This is a genomic window from Tardiphaga robiniae, assembly GCF_001618955.1.
Lineage (GTDB): Bacteria > Pseudomonadota > Alphaproteobacteria > Rhizobiales > Xanthobacteraceae > Tardiphaga > Tardiphaga robiniae_A.
Map to the genome: position 1 here is coordinate 455,288 of NZ_LVYV01000001.1, position 19,339 is coordinate 474,626.

The window sequence follows — 19,339 nt, forward strand, 5'->3', positions numbered from 1 at the left end:
GGGAGGGCTGCGATCAGTCCTATCGCAGCAGACGCCCCCACGAAAGAGACATCACGCGCACTGCGCCGTCACACCGCAACCAGCATCGCCACGCCGACGACAATCAGCGCGATCCCCGACAATTCGCGTGCCGAAAGGGGCTGCTTGAACGAATAATAGGCGACAGCCTGCGCGAACAGCACCTCGACCAGCGCCAGCGTCCGCACGTTGGCGGCGGCTGTAAGTGCAAAGGCCAGGAACCAGAATTGCGAGGCTACCGCACCCATGAAGCCGGCCAGCATCGATGGCTTCCACAAGCCGAGGATGTCGCTCAGAACCTTGGGTGCACGGGTCAGCAGATAGATGGTCAAGATCGAGGTCTGCGCGAACAGTGCCCAGACCAGCGCATAGGATGCCGCCGTGACGAAGCTGACGTCGGGCACAGCGATGATGGCGCCGCGAAAACCAACGGCCGACAGTGCGAAAGCCGCCGCCGCAACCAGCCCGAGGACGGTCGGCCGGACGCTGGCGATGTTGCGCGTGGTACCGGGCCGTAGTGCCGTGACGACGACTCCGATAGTGGCAATCAGGATCGCCGCGACCTTCAGCACCGTCAAATGATCGCCGAGAAAGACAAAACCGAAAATCGCGGTCTGGATCGCCTCGGTCTTGAGATAGGCCGTGGTCACCACAAAGGAGCGATCATTCATCGCTGCCAGCATGAGCCCCGTCGCAAATATCTGGCTCAGCGCGCCGAGTAGCAGCCACGGCCAGAATTCGGCTGATGGCCACGGCACCTTGTCGCCCGTCGCCAGGATGATTACCACGAAAAAGACGATCGAAAACGGGAAGCCGAACAGAAAGCGGATATTGGTCGCCCCCCAGGTGCCGAGCGGTCCGGTCAGCGAGCGCTGCATGGCGTTGCGCGCCACCTGCCCCAGCGAGGCAATGATGGTGAAGGGAATCCAGAGCGAGACGATGGTAAGCATGAGGCAGGATGGATCCGCGTGCGATGGCGCGGAACCTGACTGCGCCGCGACGCAGGGTCAAGCTGCCTATGCCCATGCCTGCGATGCGATCGTGTCGCCTCCGACGCCTCTACCAGACGAACCGAACGACGCCCTTGCCGGCATGGCTGCGGGTGAGGTTGGAGAACTCGCCCTCGTAGGTCGCAGCGAGCGACAGCCCGATGCCGAGCATGACCTCCGCACTCGCGCTGGTCAGCGCAGCATCGGGTGCCATCGCCGCGCCGTTCACGATGAAGCTAGCGCCGGGCAGCGACTGGAACGACGCCTGCGCGACGCGGTCGCGGTTGATATCATGCGCCCAAGCGGCGCGGCCACGCAGCGTGAGCAGCGTGCCATCAAGCGCAAAGGACTTGTCGGTGCGGAGGCCAAGTTCGCTACGCATGGCAGTGACGTTGCGTCCGGTGTAACTGAGCGCGAAATCATTACCGCCGGAGACAAGCGCCTCTGCATAGGCCGGCAGGTCGATATTCGTGACCTGCCCCGCGGCATAGGGCGTCAAACCCACGCCGCCAAGCCACGGCAGCACGCTCCGATGGCCAGCTTCGGCGCGCGCCGAGAAAGCGTGCGCGGTGAAGTTCGCGCGCAGCCGGTCGGCATCGACGATGGTCACCAGCCGTTCCGTAGTGACGTTTTGCCATCCGTAGGCGAGCGCAGTTGTGATATAAGCGCGGCCTTGGTGATGGCGGATGAAGCCACCGATCTGGAACAGGTCCGAATGACCTGAACCGAGATTATCCGACAAGCCGAAGCTGGTGCCACCGCCAGCCACGGCGAAGCCGGCAAGCGTCTGCGGCGACAGCCAGGTATCGGCACCGACGGCAATGCCGCCGATCCGGCTACTGCTATTGTGCGAACCAACGACCGTATTGCCGTCGGTCGCCTGACCACCACCGAAGCCCGCAGCCCAGACGTTCCAGCGCGATTCGAAGCTCACCGCCACAGGTGGCGCTCTGGTGATCGCACCGTAGGCGTCGCGCCAGGACGTCGGTGAACGATCGGTCGATACGAAGGCATTTGACGCTGTGCCCGTCGCTGCAAGGCCGCGATTGGCTGCGAAGGGATCGGTCAGCACGCCCATGAACTGCGTCATGGCCTGCACGGTGTTCTGTTGCACGCCGGTCGAGAGTTCGCCTGACGACTGCGTCAGATCTTCCGGCGCCATCGCGCCGAGCGCATAGGGGATGCCGCCATGGCTGCCGAAATAGGCATTCAGCGACGAAGCGATGTTGTTCTGATTGATGTTGAGACCGGTCAGCTTCAGATCGACATTGAGATAGACGTTTTGAGCATCGTAGCTCAGCGTCGTGATGAACGAGGACGGCTCGTCGCTGACGATATTTGGGCTGAACCTGCCTGCAATGCCGCCAGCGGCGTTCAAAATGGTGTAGCGTTCACGCACATAGGCCGCGGGATCGAAGCTGATGCGAACGCCTGCATTATTGAGCGACGCGGTGCCTGTGACATTGGTCCGGTCTGCCGCCAAACCAGATACTTCGACCATGTAGCTCGAAGCCGCGGCAAACGTCAGATTGCCTTGTACTGACAGCTGCCCGACCGAATTGCCGGGCGACAGCATGCCGCCATCTTGGATCTGTGTGGTGCCGACGATGCCGTTGCCGCCGAGCGTCGCGCCGCGTTCGACGCTCACCAGCGACGACGCGGCGATCGAGCCGTTGACGCTCAGCGTGCCCGCCTTGACGTCGGTGGCGCCAGTATAGCTGTTGAGGCCGTCGAGGCGCGTGATGCCCAAGCCGCTCTGCGTGAACGAGCCCGCGCCGGAAATCGCGCCCGCCAATGTCAGCAGCCCGTCGCGTTTCGCGACAAGTTCACCATTGTTGATGACATTGCCGATGATCGATCCTGTGAAACCACCATCACCGATCTGCAGAATACCCTGCGCGATCTCCGTGCCACCGCTGTAAGTATTGTCTGCCGTCAGGACCGTCGTGCCGGTGCCGACATGCCGAAACATACCGGTTCCCGTGATCGTCCCACCGAATGTGTAGACATCGGAGCGAAAAATCTGGAACGTGCCATTATTGATGACATCGCCAATGATAGAGCCCGCCGTGCCGCCGATGCCGAGCTGCAGCGTACCAGCAGAGACCAACGTGCCACCACCGTAGGTGTTGTCATTGCCAAATGCCGTAACGCCTGCGCCGGCCTGAATGAAAGCGCCGGGACCGGAGATGACGTCATTATAGGAGAAATTATCGGATCGGTTGAATGCCAGGATGCCATTGTTCGTGACGTTGCCGGACAGTGTGCCGGTGGTGCCGCCATTGCCTATCTGCAACGTGCCGGCATTGATCGTCGTGCCGCCGCTAAAAGAGTTGGCGCCTGCCAGGACCAACGTGCCCCAGCCATCCTTGGTCAATGCGCCGGCGCCCGAGACATCTCCCATAGTCGAGAATGTCGTTCCGAACAGCGTCTCGATTGTGCCGTTGCCGGAAAGCACGATACTTCGCGCGGATGCGATATCGGCGAGCGTCAGCAGCGTGCCCTCTGAGAGCGTCAGCGTGCCCGTGCCGAGATTGGCGTCCGCGAGAACTGCAACAGCGCCGCCCGAGACTGTCGTGCCACCCGTATATGTATTCGTGCCGGATAGCAGCAACGTGCCGCTGCCGGATTTCACGAGGCTGCCGCCTACACCCGTGATTGTACTTGCGATGACCGTATCGCTCGCCTGATCGAGCGTCAGTTGCGCACTGGCGAGCGCGATCTCGCCGCCGAATCCGATCAGCGAATGCGTCGTGGTATTGTAACCGTTGAGATCGAGCTTACCGCCATAGACGATCACGTCACTGCCATTGGGCAGTGCACCGGAAGCGCCAAGCTGCAGCGTGCCGGCTTCGAGCAGCATGCCGCCAGTCCAGCTGTTGGTATTTGCCAATATCAGAGTGCCGTCGCCGGCCTTGATCAAGCTGCCGGTGCCGGACACCGTGCCGGTGAGTACCAGCGCCGTTGCGGCGTCGGTATCGATCTCGCCGATCCCGAGCAACGATACGTTCCGCGCCGAGGCGATGTTTGCAGTCGTATGCAAGATGCCGTTGTCGAAGGTGAGACCGCCGGTTGCAGCGCCGAGATTTACATTCGACGAAATCTGCAGCGTGCCGCCGCTGATTGTTGTGCCGCCAGCATAGGTGCTGGTGCCGGCGAGCACGAGCGTGCCGCCACCCGTCTTGTTCACACCACCAGCGCCTACAATCGGAGCCGAAATCGTCGCCGTCTCGCCCGACAGAACACGCAGTTCACCAATGCCGTCCGAGCCGTTCAGCGCGGTTGGCCGCAGCTCGCCAGTACCTTGAACAAGGTTGTAGAGGCCACCAACGAATTGCAGCCCATAGAATTTCTGCGATCCATCGATCGTGACCGTGCCGCCCGGGCCGTTGAAGACGCCATAAATGGATCCCCACTGAGTGTTGGCAACGCCGCCCAGATCAAACCAGTTGTTGTTAAGCGTATTCCAGGTTCCGCTGCCACCCGCGGCACCGCTCGACGCATCATCCCAACGTTGAAGAACGTCGGTGCCGTTGGGCGAAGCAATGAGATCGACCACATGGAGCCGCGAGCTGTCGATCGAATAGGTGACGGGGAACAGTCCCGAGATCGGGGGCGTCGTGCCGATGGTCAGTCCGGAGATTGACGAACCGCCGGTGTAGTTGATCATGCGATAGTAACCGACCGCAGGCTCGCCCGTACTGCTGATGTTGAACGTCACGTCGTGGAGCGAAACATCACCATTGACGAAGACACTCGCTGACGTCGTCGAGGTTGCTCCATTCGAGAAATGACCGAGATTGAAATCGAAGGCGCTGCCGGCGAGCATCGACAGGTTGCCGCTCAGCGTCAGACGACCCGTGCCATCAGGCGCGAGGGTGCCACCATTGAGCACCGTGGTGGCACCAACGGCGCCGTTGCCGGTGAGGCGCCCGCCCGCATCGACATTGACCGTGCCACCGAGTTGTCCGGTCACGCCAAGCGTTGCGCTTAAGATTTCCGTGGTGCCCGTGAAAGCCACACTGCGGCCGGACAGGATCGTGGTGCCTGACAGCACATTGATCGCACCATTGCCGGTGATAAGATTGTTGAAGAGATAATCGCCGCTCGTATGGTTGAAATTGAGCGTGCCGCTTTGTGCGATTTCAACCGGGCCTGTCACGACACCAGGCGCCAGAGCCGCCGCCCCGGGCTCGGATCCGATACTCAACGCACCACTGATACCAGAGGCGCCTACCTGAATCGTGCGCGCTTTCGCCATGCCACCGTTGCTCACCGTGAGTGAGCCGACCGATGCCGCACCGACCTTTAGTGTCTGGGCGTCGAGCACCGAACCCGCGCCATCGACCCGCACACGACCGCTCGCGACATAGGACGCGTCATTGCCGACCGATGCCGTCACCGCAGTCACGCGACCGCCGCCGGCGACCGATAGTGAACCATTGCTGCGATAGCCGATGAACAGACTGGTGTTGAACCAGGACGTGCCGACGCCCGAGACCGTGACGTTGCCGTTCGCGCCGCTGTCATAGCCGACATAGCCATTGACCGTCGTCAGGTTCGCGCCGCCGGCAAAGGCCAGCGTGCCGCTATTGGCGCGCAGATCGCCGGTGAAGGATGTCGGCGTGCCGGACAGCGTCCAGGTGCTGCTGCCGCTTTTCTCCAGAGCGGTGAAGCCCGCATATTGCCCTCCCAGTGCGGCGAGGCCGAAGCTGGCGGCCTGATCGCCGCCGAGAGCCAGCACGTTGGCATTCGCGGTATCAACGGCAACCCTGATATTGCCAATGATCTCGGCGCCGGCATGAAGTTCGAGTCGGTTGCCGCCGCCCGTGAACAGAACGGGAGCCCCGCGCGTGCCGTTCCCGTTGAGGCCGCCAATGACCGTGCCTCCGATGATGACCGATGCACCGGCATCGCGGGCAAAGATGCCGGCTCCGCCATGGCCGGCCGTGCCGTCAGCACCAACATCGCCGCCCTGGACAATGCCACCGGGTGCCACCTGCACCATACCGTTTCGGATCGCGATGGCGGCGCCGCCATTGCCGTCGGAACCGCTGGCACCAGTAGCGCCACCGACCAAACCGCCTCCGCCAGCGCCTCCGGCGCCACCAGCTCCGCCTTTGCCGCCCGAGATGATGGCCCCGCCACCCACGATGAGCGGCGCCGCTGAATCGACCACGATCCCGTAGCCGCCATTGCCGCCATTGCCGCCGCTGCCGCCATTACCGCCGAGGCCGCCATCCTCGCCATAGGTGACGCATGGTGGCATGCCTCCAGGGCAGTAGGTACCAATCGCACTGTTCGCTCCGTCGCCACCGCCACCGCCTGCGCCACCATCACCACCATTGCCGCCGACCACCCGCGCGCCGGGCTGCAACGTCAGCGGCACGCCGCCCGCGTAGTAAAGGCCGATGCCGCCGCCACCGCCACCGCCACCGCCGCCACCGCCGCCGCCCTCTCCGGGCACCGGGATCACGTCGAAGGCGAGGACACCGTTGCCGCCTGTCGCACCGCTGCCACCGGCGCCGCCCGATCCGCCCCTGATGAACTGATTGGAGGGCACCGACGTGCCGCTGAAGATAGCACCATTCCCACCGCCGCCGCCCCCGCCGCCGCTGCCGCCATCGTGACCGCTGCCGGCGAACCATGGCGTACCATCCCCGCCATCGTGAGCTGGGCGATAGCCGGCGGTGCCGTTTCCTCCGAAGATTTCGCCTCCAAGCAGCGACGCCCCCTGGAAGCCGGGGGCACCGCCATAGCCACCGTCGCCCCCGCCGCTGGCGTGCTTTCCACTTCCACCCTTGCCGCCATCGCCAATATAAGCGTTCTTCAGCGACTCGTTCTTGGCATTCCTGCCGCCACCGCCACCGCCTCCGCCTCCATTGGCGGGGTCGATCACACCGCCTATTCCGCCCGCTTTCGGATTGCTGGATGCATGCGCTCCGCCATTTCCGCCGACGCCCGAGGCCTGCGCATGCACCACTTGCGACAAGGCAATCGCCGCGACCACCAGCACCGGGCCGGCAAGCGACAGCGTCATGGCTGTCGACGACATCAATGTGTTAGCACGGCGCACGCCGGTGCCGCTGCTCCTGTCCGAACCGCTGCGGCACGCTGCGCTGACGACTAAAAATACTGGGAGCTTCACGAATCGACTCCAGCTCGCAGATCCACGCGAGTGACGTTTCATGAGACACGCGATCGCATGACGAGTCGCAATCAAAGATCGACGAATCGACCTATAGGTTCGACGAACGCCCTGCAGGCTTTTCGCGTGTTGAAATGTAGCAACATACAACGCGAAAAACACTCAACACACTGACGTCGCTAACGATTTGTTAAGTCGTGATCAGCACGCGATTGATAGCAATCGGCACGCGGAATGTGAGTCGCCAACGTGCTCGCGTTCATCTCGCTTGGTGTAGTTCAAACGCCAAGATGCGCGCGTAATTCAACTCGGCCGGCGCGCGACACCGGCCAATGGTCTTCATAATCATGCAAGCGCAATTGCCATGCCCCGCTCGACCGGCGCACGACCTCGCGCACGAACTGATGATTGACGACGGCCGTGCGATGAATACGAACGAACCAGCCCGGCGGGATCAGGCCCAGCCACTGGGTCAGCGGCCTCGGATCGAGCACCATCGCGCCATCCACCAGCCACACCTCGGTATAGTCTTTGGACGAGCGCAGGCCGACGATTTCTGTCAGCGGTGTGCCGAGAATGCCATGCGCGCGACGCAGGTAGATCAGTGCGGGATACGCAGCCTGCGAATCTTCACTACCAGAGGTGATCGGCGACCGACCATAGCGCGCCGCCGCGATGAGATCGGCACAACGAAACAGATCAGCGATTTCATCCGACCATCGGCGCGATGCCGCGACCGCATCGAAACCGATGCAAGCGACGAGCTTACCGTCATGAAATACCGGCACGCTGAGTACGCTTTTGTTGTTCTGCCGGATAAACTCAGCGCGCAACGCACCGGCGCTGCGCGGCAGTGCCTCGATGTCATTGACCATCACAGCCTGCCCTAGGACCAGCCGTTGATGCAGCCAGCCGATCATAGTCACCGGCACATGCTGCAGATCCTGCACAAAGGATCCGACCCCACCGCGACTCCACTCGTGGGTGTTACGAAAGCGCAGATGGTCGGCGTCGTATTCGAACATCCATGCGCGATCTGCTTCGGCGTCCACGCCTATGACTTGGAGTATCTCGGCAATCGCTGCATCGAGCGGCCGCGTCAGCAGCAGCATCGCCGTGTCAAACACCCAGCCCGATTGCGACGCCGCGACACGATCATCGCGACTGACGAATTCCCAAGGCTGGACTAAATCGGATGACAACTGCAATGCTCGCGGTAGTGATCACAAGACCTACCCAACGATCTTACCTTCGGCAACGTGTCAATCCCTGCAGCATGACGACTATTCCATCGCGGCACCCGGGCATCCACATCGTGCGATCCGCCGCGATCTTGGGCAGTGTCCGGCGCCACAACCAGCATTGCAGCGTCCGCTTTTAGCGATACATTGAAGCAAAGGGCATTCGGAGACTGCCGGATCATGCTGCGATTTCTGCCTGTCGTCCTCGGCACCCTGACTTGTTGGGCAATGAGTTGGGTTGTTACCCCAGTACTCGCGCAAAACTCCCCGCGCGGCAGTGAGTGTCTAGCAATGGCCACACGGCCACCACTCGCGGTTCCGGTCAGCTTGCGCCGGACTGCGGCGAAGGCCGATGAGGTCGCCATCACCTATGCCGGACACTCCACCTACTACATCGACACGCCCGGCGGCGTGACCATCGCCACCGACTATAACGGCGTCTACAAGCTCGATCGCATCCCGGATGTGGTGACGATGAACCGGGCGCACAGCACCCACTACACGCTGTACCCCGACCCGCGCATCAAGACGGTTTTGCATGGGTGGGGCGAGAGTGGACAGCCGGCGCAGATCCATGAGCGCATCGGCGACGTGCTGATCCGCAACGTCACGACGGACATCCGCCGATACTATGGCGATGACGCGGGCGGTGAGATGGTGAAGGACGGCAATTCGATCTTCATCTTCGAGGTTGCCGGCCTGTGCATCGGCCATCTCGGCCATCTGCATCACAAGCTCGACGAAAGCCACTTCGCCGCGATCGGCCGCCTCGACATCGTGATGGTGCCGATCGATGGCAGCTACACAATGTCTCTCGACGGCGTATCCGAGATCACCAAGCGGCTACGCGCCTCGGTGGTGCTGCCCATGCATCGCTTCATGACGCCGCTGAGCGACTTCATGGCAATGATCGGGAAACAGTTCGAGATCGACCAACGCAGCGCCCAAACGCTGACAATATCACTCAATGCGCTGCCCAAGGCACCGACGGTAATTATTCTCAACGGGGTTTGACGGCCGGCCGAGGCAGAGTCAGGCGGAACAGAAACGTTACACCTCTTCCGCAACCACCATATAGTTCACGTCCATATCGGACGACAGCGTCCAGCGATCGCCGAGCGGATTGTAGACCACGCCTGATTGTTCGGTGATTTCCAGCTTGTTGCGCGACAGATGATGCGCGAGTTCGTCCGGGGTGACGAACTTGTCCCACTGATGCGTGCCGCGCGGCAGCCAGCGCAGCACATATTCGGCGGCGACGATGCCGAGCGCAAAGCTCTTCCAGTTTCGGTTCAGCGTCGAGACCACCATCACGCCACCGGGCTTCAGCATCGACGCGCAGCGATCGAGGAATGCGCCGACATCGACGACGTGTTCGACGACTTCCATCGCCAGCACAATGTCGAAGCGCTCACGCACGTCCATCTCCTCGACAGTGGTGCAACGATAATCGATCGACAGATGCCCTTTGTCTGCGTGCAACTTGGCGGCGGCGATATTGGTGGCGGAGGGATCGATACCGATCACCTGTGCGCCGAGCCGCGTGAACGGCTCACACAGCAAACCAGCCCCGCAACCGATATCGAGCATGCGCAAGCCACTCAGGCAATTGAGACTACGAACATTACGATCGAACTTGCGGCAGGCGGCGTCGCGAATATAGGTCAGGCGCAGCGGGTTGATCTTGTGCAGCGGCGCCATCTTGCCGCGCGGATCCCACCACTCCTCCGACAGCTTCGAGAATTTCGCGACTTCGCTGGCATCGACAGAGGATGCGGAAGCGTCGGAGAAGTTTGCTTGGATGGCCATTGTGGAGCCGTTGTCCTATCGCGCTGTGATGTGGCTGCGAAATGCGAGTGGCGACGCGATCATCTTGATGACTTCTTCATCATCACCCATGTTCTCGATGGCGATGTCACCATAATTTAAGATGCGTCCCAGAATGCTCTGATTGACGCTGACGCTCGCGACCTTGTCGATACTGATCTCGAAAGTCTTGCGCGTGATGAAGCCTTCCTTGTGCACGACCCGCAGCGTGGTGACATCCGTCTCGGTCGTCCAGCGCTGGAACCAGCCCCTCATCGACCAGTACAGCGCCGCGAAGGCCACTACGGCCGATGATGCCAGGCAGAGCAGAACAAGGGTTTCGTTGACCGCGTAACGCGTCAGGACCAGCAAAGCCGCTGAGACAATCCAGGCCGCGATGGCCGGGGCATAGACCACCCAGTGCAAGTTGCTGGAATACAGCACCTTCTCGCCCGGCTGCAGGATATCGTCGATATAGCGCCCCATAAACCGTCCAAAATGCCCTGTCTCGGTGCGTTCTAAGGAACCGGGAACCCGGGTTGCTTGCCCCCACCCTCGCCGCTATGTATACGCGCGTTTTCGCCCGCGTGCTTAGTGCGCGGTATCTTTACCCACTGTCGTCAGGGAATGCACCACTCGTCATGGGCCGGCTCGTAATGAAATTCGGCGGTACGTCCGTCGCCAACATCGACCGCATCCGCAACGTCGCGCAGCACGTCAAACGCGAGGTCGATGCCGGTCATGAGGTCGCGGTCGTGGTGTCGGCGATGTCGGGCAAAACCAACGAACTGGTGGCCTGGTGCACCGAAGTGTCGCCGATGCATGACGCCCGGGAATACGACGCCATCGTCGCGTCCGGTGAGCTCGTAACCGCCGGCCTGCTGGCGATCGCGCTGCAAACCATCGGCATCCAGGCCCGCTCCTGGCAGGGCTGGCAGATCCCGATCAAGACGTCGGACGCCCATGCCTCGGCCCGGATCGACGAGATCGACGGCGACAAGCTCATCAAGCGCTTCAAGGAGCGCAAGGAAGTGGCCGTCATCGCCGGATTCCAGGGCATCCATGAGCCGACCGGGCGCGTGACCACGCTGGGCCGCGGCGGTTCGGACACCTCGGCGGTGGCCATCGCCGCCGCCGTCAAGGCCGACCGCTGCGACATCTATACCGACGTGGACGGCGTCTACACCACCGATCCGCGCGTCGTGCCGAAGGCACAACGCATGAACAAGGTGGCGTTCGAGGAAATGCTGGAACTGGCGTCGCAGGGCGCCAAGGTGCTGCAGGTCCGCTCCGTGGAACTCGGCATGACCCACAACATGCCGATTTTCGTGCGTTCAAGTTTCGACAAACCCGAAGACATCGACCCGCACGGCACCCCGCCGGGCACGCTGATCTGCAGCGAGGAGGAAATCATGGAAAGCCACGTCGTCACCGGAATCGCCTTTTCCAAGGACGAGGCCCAGATTTCCGTCCGCCAGATCGAGGACAAGCCGGGCGTCGCTGCCTCGATCTTCGTGCCGCTTGCCGAAGCCAATATCAACGTCGACATGATCGTTCAGAACGTCTCGGAAGACGGCAAGACCACCGACCTGACCTTCACGGTTCCGGCCACGGACTATGCCCGCGCCAAGGAGACCATCACGGCGGCCAAAGCGAAGATCGGCTATGCCCGCATCGACAGCGCAACCGATGTCGCCAAGGTCTCGGTGATTGGATCGGGCATGCGCAGCCATGCCGGCGTCGCCGCGCAGGCCTTCGCCGCCCTTTCCGAGCGCCAGATCAATATTCGGGCAATCACCACGTCCGAGATCAAGTTCTCGGTCCTGATCGATACAGCCTATACGGAACTGGCGGTTCGCACCCTGCACACGCTGTATGGCCTCGACAAAGCGTAGAAAATTTTTCCTGAAACATCCGTTATTTTGATGTGAACGGTGTGTTTCTTGTCTGGCAGGTGTTTTGCTTGGCAAAACAAGCCTCAATTCGCTATACGGCCTGCATGGGCAGCCGTTGCGGCTGAGGGCGCCGTTTCGGACAATCTGATACGGTTCTGTCGCTGTGCCTCTTGTTGCGCGGCGGTGCAAATTCTATTGTTTTCTGAGGCTTAGCGTCGGCGCACGGCTTTTGTCAGGTGTCGGCCTCGTGGGGAGGGTGTCGGCACATGCGGAGCGCGTCGGGTGGCCCCCGAGTCTTGCTGAGACGGCTCCGCGAAGTGATGGCGGAGCAGGTCAGCGCTCAGGAACGCCTCGACAAGATCGTGGTGCTGATCGCCGCCAATATGGTGGCGGAAGTTTGCTCGACATACGTGCTGCGCATCGACAATACACTCGAGCTCTACGCCACCGAAGGCCTCAACCGCGACGCCGTCCACCAGACCGTGCTGAGCTCCCATGAGGGCCTGGTCGGTCTGGTCGCCTCTGAAGCCACACCGCTCAATCTCAACGACGCCCAGAGCCATCCGGCCTTCTCGTTCCGCCCGGAGACCGGCGAAGAAATCTATCACTCGTTCCTCGGCGTGCCGATCCTGCGCGCCGGCAATACGCTTGGCGTGCTGGTGGTGCAGAACCGCGCCAAGCGCACTTATGTCGAGGAAGAAGTCGAGGCGCTGCAAACCACCGCCATGGTGCTCGCCGAGATGATCGCCTCCGGCGAGCTATCGGCGCTGGCGCAGCCGGGCGCCGAGCCCGCTGCGCGGCATTCCCTGCACAAGACCGGCGCTATCCTTTCCGATGGTATCGCGCTCGGACATGTAGTGCTGCACGAGCCGCGCGTCGTCATCACCAATTACATCGCCGAAGACTTGCCGAAGGAAATCAAACGGCTGGACACCGCGCTGACCAAGCTGCGCTCGGACCTCGACCGCATGCTGGAACGCGGCGACGTCGCCGACGGCGGCGAGCATCGCGATGTGCTCGAAGCCTATCGCATGTTCGCCAATGACCACGGCTGGTCGCACAAGCTGCACGAAGCCGTTGCCACCGGCCTCACCGCCGAAGCCGCCGTCGAACGCGTGCAGTCAGATACACGTGCGCGGATGCTGCGTTCCACCGATCCCTATCTGCGCGACCGGTTGCACGATCTTGAAGATCTCGGCCACCGCCTGATGCGGCAGCTGGTCGGCCAGGATCACGCGCCGTCGCGCGAGCAGATGCCGGACAATGCGATCCTGATCGCACGCGCGATGGGCCCGGCTGCACTGCTGGATTACGACCGCAAGAAATTGCGCGGGTTGGTGCTCGAAGAAGGTACCGCGAATTCGCACGTCTCCATCGTGGCGCGCGCGCTCGGCATTCCCGCCATCGGGGAAGTCGCCAACGCGCCGGGCATTGCCGATCCCGGCGACGCCGTCATCGTCGATGGCACCTCGGGCTCGATCTATATTCGGCCCTCCGCCGAGATCGAATCCGCCTATGCTGAACGCGTGCGGTTCCGCGCGCGGCGACAGGCGCAGTATTCAGCGTTGCGTGATCGGCCCTGCGTCACCAAGGACGGCCAGAAGGTCGACCTGCTGATCAATGCCGGTCTGATCATCGACCTGCCGCATATCGACGATACCGGCTCGGCGGGCATCGGCCTGTTCCGCACCGAACTGCAATTCATGGTCGGGGAAAGCCTGCCCCGCTCCAGCGATCAGCTGGCGCTGTATCGTGCGGTGCTCGATGCTGCCGGCCCCAAGCCGGTGACGTTCCGCACCCTCGATATCGGCGGAGACAAGGCGCTCCCTTACATGGAGACCATCGTCGAGGAGAACCCGGCGCTGGGCTGGCGCGCGATCCGTCTTGGCCTCGATCGGCCTGGCCTGCTACGCGGCCAGATCCGCGCACTACTGCGTGCAGGCGGTGGGCGTGCGCTGCGCATCATGTTCCCGATGATTTCGGAAGTGGCCGAATTCGATCAGGCCAAGGCGATCATCGAGCGTGAGCTGACCTATCTGCGCCAGCATGGCCATGCGCTGCCAGAGCGGATCGATGTTGGCACCATGATCGAGGTGCCTGCGCTGGTCTATCAGCTCGACGAACTCCTGAAAAAGGTCGACTTCGTCTCGGTCGGCTCCAACGACCTGTTCCAGTTCCTGTTCGCTGTCGACCGCGGCAATGCCAAGGTGTCGGAACGCTTCGATACGCTGTCGGCGCCGATCCTGCGCGTACTGCGTGAGATCGTGCAAAAGGGCGACGCCGCCAAACGTCACGTCTCGCTGTGCGGCGAGATGGCCTCGCAGCCGATCGGCGCGCTGGCACTGATTGGCATGGGCTATCGCTCGCTGTCGCTGTCGGCCACCGCACACGGTCCCGTGAAGGCAATGATTCTCGACCTCGATGCCAAAAAGGCCGAGGCGCTGATGACACAACTGCTCGACGCCCCCTCGGGCAGCGTCTCGATCCGGCAGAAGCTCACCGAATTCGCTGAGGCCGAGGGACTGTCGTTGTAGCGAGGCTCTGCCCGTACGACGCGCTTTCCCCTTTCCGCGATCTCCGAGATTCCACGATGTCCCTGCTACCCGAAACCAAACTCGACGTGCTCCTCGCACATCACGCCTCGCTCGAGGCACAGCTGATGGGTCAGGTCAGCGCCGAGAATTATGTGAAGATGACGCGCGAGCTCTCCGAGCTCAATCCGCTGATCGACGCGGTGAAGACCTATCGCGGTGCGCTTGCAGAGATCAAAGATATCGATGCGATGATCGCCGACACTTCGACCGATGCGGAGATGCGCGAGATGGCGCAGGCCGAGCGCCCGGCGCTGGAAGAACGCATCGAGGCGCTGGCGCAGGAAATCCGCGTGGCGCTGTTGCCGAAGGATGCGATGGACGAGCGCAACGTAGTGCTGGAAATCCGTGCCGGCACCGGCGGCGACGAGGCTTCACTCTTTGCCGGCGACCTGTACCGGATGTATGAGCGTTTTGCGGCACTGGCCGGTTGGAAGGTCGAGGTGATTTCGGCGTCCGAAGGCACCATGGGTGGCTACAAGGAAATCATCGCCGAGGTAAAGGGCCGCGGTGCTTTCGCCAAGTTGAAATTCGAATCCGGTGTACACCGCGTGCAGCGCGTGCCCGATACGGAAACTCAGGGGCGCATTCACACGTCGGCGGCAACGGTCGCTGTCATGCCCGAAGTCGAAGAAGTGGATATCGACATCAAGCAGGACGACCTGCGCATCGACACGATGCGCGCCCAGGGCGCCGGCGGCCAGCACGTCAACAAGACCGAATCAGCGATCCGCATCACGCATATCCCGACCGGCATCGTGGTGATGATGCAGGACAGCCGCTCGCAACATAAGAACCGGGCTTCGGCGATGAACATCCTGCGCTCGCGCATCTATGACGCCGAGCAGCAGCGTATCGATTCCGCCCGCTCGGCCGAGCGCAAGGAGAAGGTCGGCTCCGGTGACCGCTCGGAGCGCATCCGCACCTATAATTTCCCGCAGGGCCGCGTCACCGACCACCGCATCAATCTCACGCTCTACAAGCTGCCGCAGGTGATTGCCGGCGAAGCGTTGGGCGAACTGGTCGATGCGCTGACGACAGAGCATCAGGCTGCACAACTCGCTGCCCAGGGCGACGCGGCGTGAGCGCCGGCGACATGTTCGCCGGACAGAGCGTCGAGAACGCACGACGCTCATTGACCAATCTGCTCCGTACCCACAGCATCGATTCCGCTGAACTCGACGCGCGCTTGTTGACGGGCGCCGCGCTCGGACTCGATCTGACCGGATTGATCTCGGCTGCGAAGCGCATCTTGACGTCCAATGAAGCGGCCCAACTTGCCCGCTTCGCACAGCGCCGCATCGATGGCGAACCCGTGGCCCGCGTCCTAGGCATGAAAGAATTCTGGGGCCTGCCGCTGCAGCTATCACCCGATACGCTGGTGCCCCGCCCCGATACCGAAACCATCGTCGAGGCGGCGCTCGAATTTCTCGATGCGACTGGTCCGCGCAACCGTCCGCTTGTGATCGCCGATCTCGGCACAGGCTCCGGCGCGATCCTGCTGGCGCTGCTTTCGGAGTTAACCAATGCCACCGGCATTGCGACTGATATCAATCTCTACGCCCTGCGGACGGCTCGCTCCAACGCTGCGCAACTCGGCTTGATCGAGCGCGCTCATTTCGTCGCCTGCGACTATGCATCGGCCCTGGCCGGCGGCTTTGACCTGATCGTCTCCAATCCGCCCTATATTCCCTCAGCCGATATCGCCGGCCTCGACGTCGAGGTGCGTGACCACGACCCGCTCCGCGCCCTGGATGGTGGAAAAGACGGACTAAATGCCTATCGAATCATCACCCCCGAAGCCGCCCGGTTGCTGGTGCCCGGCGGCCTCCTGGTGGTGGAGGTCGGCCACGACCAAAGCGACGATGTCGCCGGTCTGATGACGGTATCCGGGTTAACCCTCCCGGGACCGGCCAAAGCCGATCTGGGGGGCATTCGCAGGGCGGTATCAGGACAAAAAAAGCCCCGATAAAGCCTTCTTGCGACAGAAAAAACCACTTGGAATATCCCCGGGGAGCGACTACCTTCTGGTTACAACATCGGTTCAGGGTTGGCTCGCCCCGTAGATTTACGGCTGGAGGCCAGAATTCTCGGTAGAGAGCCCGCCGGTTGAAAGGTTCCAACAGGCAGGTTGAATTGAGCGCGATGGCTGAAAGAGCTGCGCTGCCCGCGACCGCAAAGCGAACGAAAGCCTGATATTGCGCTTTAAACTTCACGCACAGAAAACGTCACGCGTAGAAGCTTGGCCTTGTTTCGGCGGGTGAGTTATTTGGTCCGACTGGCACGGTCAGCGGACGGTTGGGGAACGCGTGTTTGTTGAACGCGAATGACGGCAAGATCGATGCAGCAAAGGTCTGCACGACGATTCGGACGCTTGACGCGTCCGAATCCCGCAATGTGCTGCGGCAATCATCTCTTTGAAACATAGCTCTGTGACACTCTGGATCGATAACTGAAGGCGACACATGCGAAACGGTCAGAACAACAACAAGCGGATGCGGAATAACAATAACAACCGCAACAACAATAATAACAACAATAACAATCGGCGCGGCCAGAACCCGATGACCCGGGTCTTCGAATCGAATGGCCCCGATATCAAGATCCGCGGTACCGCCTCCCACGTCGCAGAGAAATACGTCCAGCTCGCCCGCGACGCGCGCAGCTCCGGTGATCCCGTTGCCGCCGAGAACTACTATCAGCACGCCGAGCACTATTTCCGCCTGATCGCCGCCGCGCAGGAGCAGTTCCGGCAGAATCAGCCGCAACCGCGCACCGAAAACGAGATGCCGCCTGAGGACAACGATGACGAGAGCGAGAGCTACTCGAACTTCGGCGCCGAGCCTGGTTTCGTGCCAGTACAACAGCAGCCCTTTGCGCAGCGCGAGCAGCCTCCGCAGCGTGAGGGTGGTCAGCCCTATCAGCAGCGCGGCGAACAGCCCTATCAGCCCCGCGAGAACAATAATCGCGAACACCGCCAGCAGAATCAGCCGCAGGGCCAGCCGCAATATCAGCCGCAACCGCAGCCGATGATGCCGGTCGGCGATGGTGTCGATCGTCTGCCTTCTTTCATCACGGGTGGTGCGCAGCCTCAGCCGGGTGCTGCTCCAGGTGGCTTCGAACAGAATGCTGGTGGAGAGCGCTTCCCGCCGCGTCGTCGCCGCCGTCCGCACGGTCCTCGCCCCGACGTTGCTGCGGCTGGCGCGCCGGCAGAAGCACCAAGCGACGATTTCAATCCGGGCAACTCATAAGCCCAGCCGCTCTCCGCGAGAGCGTACATCACGAGGCATAGATTGGCCGTGGCTCAAAAAGCCGCGGCCAATTCTTTTGCGCCCGGCAGATTGCTGTTGCTGTCCATCCGCGCGTTGGTGACTGCGAGCAGCTTGGCTACCGTGTTGTGACGGATCGCCACCGGATTACGCTCATAGCCGCCGCGTTGGAAGAAATTCGCCGTCGGCACCTGTTCGCGCATAGCCAGCGGCATGGTCACCATATCGAAGCCGTTGCCATCGCCAGTGAGATTCATCATCTCAAGCTCGGCTGCACTCAGCGGGCGATCGAAACCGCGGGCACGCGCGAAATTCACCGAGGTCAGCAGCTTGTGGACCTGCAATTGCGGGCCGATATCCATATCCAGAACCAGCGCATGCATGGCCCAGCCCTGTGGGGTCGTGCCAAGCTTTTCGAGCGCGCTCCAGTTTTGTGGGACAGTGCGCACCACGGCCTGCATGCGCTTGAATACCGCGATCTTGTGATCCATCGCTTTGCGCGGCGGGCCCGAGAGCGGCGATGCCTTCTCGGTCAGCACTCTCAAAATCTGAGGCCCCTGTTCGGCAACGAGCGTCGTCGTATTGGCTGTGAGCAGCTGATTGTAGCCGATGGCGGTGGAGATCGCGCGCGATCCCGGACGCGACGGGCTGAGACCTGACTGCATGTCATGGCCGCCGTTGCCGCCGGTCTCGAACGAATAGACGCGTACCGCAATGTCGCGTGTCAGCCCGGCCTGCATGGCGGCACGGGCATAAGCGCGCTTGAACTCCATCTCATTGGCAGGCCGCTGCGGCACGAACTGGAATTGCTCCCTCGCCGCCGCGAGGAAATCCGCTACCACCGGAAGATCCTTGCGAACGCGCGGACCGGTATCTTCAGGCTCCGGATTCACAGGACGTTTTGGTCCTTCATAAAGCGGCGCCTGTTCCAGCACGTAGTCATTAAGCGTGATCTGCTGGCGGTCGCGGCGCTTGGCATTGCGAATTTTTCGTTTCTCAGAGATTGCATCCCAATAGGCACCGGCCTCCTGATCGAAGGCCGCACGCGCTTCCTGATATTCCGCAAGCTTGCGTCGGTATTCAGCGATGGCTTGCGGCGAAGCGCCCTGCGCCATCGCATTGGCAACGCTCACGGGCAGTGCGTTCGGGTCAAACGTATGCGCAGGTGATGACGCCGATAGCAGGACGACCGAAGCGAAGACGGCCAATGAGCGAATCGAATGAGACATGAGACCTGTTGAGTAGTTGCAGGCCCTCGCCTGCATCAATGCAAATGGCCGAGACCGAACGCCGCCCCGCGCTGGCCCCGACGTGAGTCAATGGTGTTCCCGTCCGAATGACGTTGGAGCAGTTTGGTGAAGATTGTCTTTCCAATACTGTCA

General features: G+C 61.9%; 12 protein-coding genes. 6 read left to right on the forward strand and 6 right to left on the reverse strand.

From position 1 onward, the window contains the following. Positions 1-68: 68 nt before the first annotated feature. The 3 genes from A4A58_RS02210 to A4A58_RS02220 all read right to left on the reverse strand — a co-directional run bounded on the left by A4A58_RS02210 (position 69) and on the right by A4A58_RS02220 (position 8,267). A complete protein-coding gene (locus A4A58_RS02210) occupies positions 69-968 on the reverse strand; it encodes an EamA family transporter (RefSeq protein WP_068729388.1) in 900 nt (299 codons plus the stop codon). Positions 969-1,077: 109 nt separating this feature from the next. Then, positions 1,078-7,155, reverse strand: coding sequence for an autotransporter-associated beta strand repeat-containing protein (locus A4A58_RS31370; RefSeq protein WP_192855877.1), 6,078 nt, complete (start codon positions 7,153-7,155; stop codon positions 1,078-1,080). 278 nt (positions 7,156-7,433) lie between these two features. After that, positions 7,434-8,267, reverse strand: coding sequence for a GAF domain-containing DNA-binding protein (locus A4A58_RS02220; protein WP_139069770.1), 834 nt, complete (start codon positions 8,265-8,267; stop codon positions 7,434-7,436). Positions 8,268-8,576: 309 nt separating this feature from the next. Here A4A58_RS02220 and A4A58_RS02225 point away from each other — a divergent pair, with 309 nt between their 5' ends. After that, entirely contained in the window at positions 8,577-9,410 is an 834-nt protein-coding gene (locus A4A58_RS02225; protein ID WP_068729394.1) for an MBL fold metallo-hydrolase, read from the forward strand. 36 nt (positions 9,411-9,446) lie between these two features. On the opposite strand, the gene ubiG is transcribed toward A4A58_RS02225, so the two are convergent. Together ubiG and A4A58_RS02235 are read right to left on the reverse strand one after the other, a co-directional pair. Further along, positions 9,447-10,205, reverse strand: a complete 759-nt coding sequence (gene ubiG / locus A4A58_RS02230) for a bifunctional 2-polyprenyl-6-hydroxyphenol methylase/3-demethylubiquinol 3-O-methyltransferase UbiG (protein ID WP_068729396.1) — start codon at positions 10,203-10,205, stop codon at positions 9,447-9,449. A gap of 15 nt (positions 10,206-10,220) precedes the next feature. After that, positions 10,221-10,688, reverse strand: coding sequence for a PH domain-containing protein (locus A4A58_RS02235; protein ID WP_068729398.1), 468 nt, complete (start codon positions 10,686-10,688; stop codon positions 10,221-10,223). 155 nt (positions 10,689-10,843) lie between these two features. Here A4A58_RS02235 and A4A58_RS02240 point away from each other — a divergent pair, with 155 nt between their 5' ends. From A4A58_RS02240 to A4A58_RS02260, 5 genes are all read left to right on the forward strand, one after another. Continuing rightward, complete coding sequence (locus tag A4A58_RS02240) at positions 10,844-12,097, forward strand: aspartate kinase (RefSeq protein ID WP_068729400.1); 1,254 nt, start codon at positions 10,844-10,846, stop codon at positions 12,095-12,097. A 266-nt stretch (positions 12,098-12,363) separates the two neighbouring features. Next, positions 12,364-14,631, forward strand: coding sequence for a phosphoenolpyruvate--protein phosphotransferase (gene ptsP, locus A4A58_RS02245; RefSeq protein ID WP_068729402.1), 2,268 nt, complete (start codon positions 12,364-12,366; stop codon positions 14,629-14,631). A 56-nt stretch (positions 14,632-14,687) separates the two neighbouring features. Then, on the forward strand, positions 14,688-15,773 hold the full coding sequence (prfA, locus tag A4A58_RS02250) for a peptide chain release factor 1 (protein WP_068729404.1): 1,086 nt from the start codon (positions 14,688-14,690) through the stop codon (positions 15,771-15,773). Then, positions 15,770-16,660: a peptide chain release factor N(5)-glutamine methyltransferase gene (prmC, locus tag A4A58_RS02255; protein ID WP_068729406.1), complete on the forward strand. Its 891-nt coding sequence runs from the start codon at positions 15,770-15,772 to the stop codon at positions 16,658-16,660. The genes prfA and prmC overlap by 4 nt, the downstream gene beginning before the upstream one ends. Positions 16,661-17,153: 493 nt before the next feature. Further along, on the forward strand, positions 17,154-17,939 hold the full coding sequence (locus A4A58_RS02260) for a DUF4167 domain-containing protein (protein WP_068729408.1): 786 nt from the start codon (positions 17,154-17,156) through the stop codon (positions 17,937-17,939). A 53-nt stretch (positions 17,940-17,992) separates the two neighbouring features. Here the strand turns inward: A4A58_RS02260 and A4A58_RS02265 are convergent, their stop codons facing one another. Then, positions 17,993-19,186: a hypothetical protein gene (locus A4A58_RS02265; protein ID WP_068730389.1), complete on the reverse strand. Its 1,194-nt coding sequence runs from the start codon at positions 19,184-19,186 to the stop codon at positions 17,993-17,995. Positions 19,187-19,339: the final 153 nt, after the last annotated feature.

What these genes read in the sequence shown, in the direction of transcription:
- A4A58_RS02225 (WP_068729394.1), top strand. Translation starts at nt 8,577, where the DNA reads ATGCTGCGATTTCTGCCTGTCGTCCTCGGCACCCTGACTTGTTGGGCA.
- A4A58_RS02220 (WP_139069770.1), bottom strand. Translation starts at nt 8,267, where the DNA reads ATGCTGCTGCTGACGCGGCCGCTCGATGCAGCGATTGCCGAGATACTC.
- A4A58_RS02265 (WP_068730389.1), bottom strand. Translation starts at nt 19,186, where the DNA reads ATGTCTCATTCGATTCGCTCATTGGCCGTCTTCGCTTCGGTCGTCCTG.
- A4A58_RS02235 (WP_068729398.1), bottom strand. Translation starts at nt 10,688, where the DNA reads ATGGGGCGCTATATCGACGATATCCTGCAGCCGGGCGAGAAGGTGCTG.
- prfA (WP_068729404.1), top strand. Translation starts at nt 14,688, where the DNA reads ATGTCCCTGCTACCCGAAACCAAACTCGACGTGCTCCTCGCACATCAC.
- ubiG (WP_068729396.1), bottom strand. Translation starts at nt 10,205, where the DNA reads ATGGCCATCCAAGCAAACTTCTCCGACGCTTCCGCATCCTCTGTCGAT.
- ptsP (WP_068729402.1), top strand. Translation starts at nt 12,364, where the DNA reads ATGCGGAGCGCGTCGGGTGGCCCCCGAGTCTTGCTGAGACGGCTCCGC.
- A4A58_RS02210 (WP_068729388.1), bottom strand. Translation starts at nt 968, where the DNA reads ATGCTTACCATCGTCTCGCTCTGGATTCCCTTCACCATCATTGCCTCG.
- A4A58_RS02240 (WP_068729400.1), top strand. Translation starts at nt 10,844, where the DNA reads ATGGGCCGGCTCGTAATGAAATTCGGCGGTACGTCCGTCGCCAACATC.
- A4A58_RS02260 (WP_068729408.1), top strand. Translation starts at nt 17,154, where the DNA reads ATGCGAAACGGTCAGAACAACAACAAGCGGATGCGGAATAACAATAAC.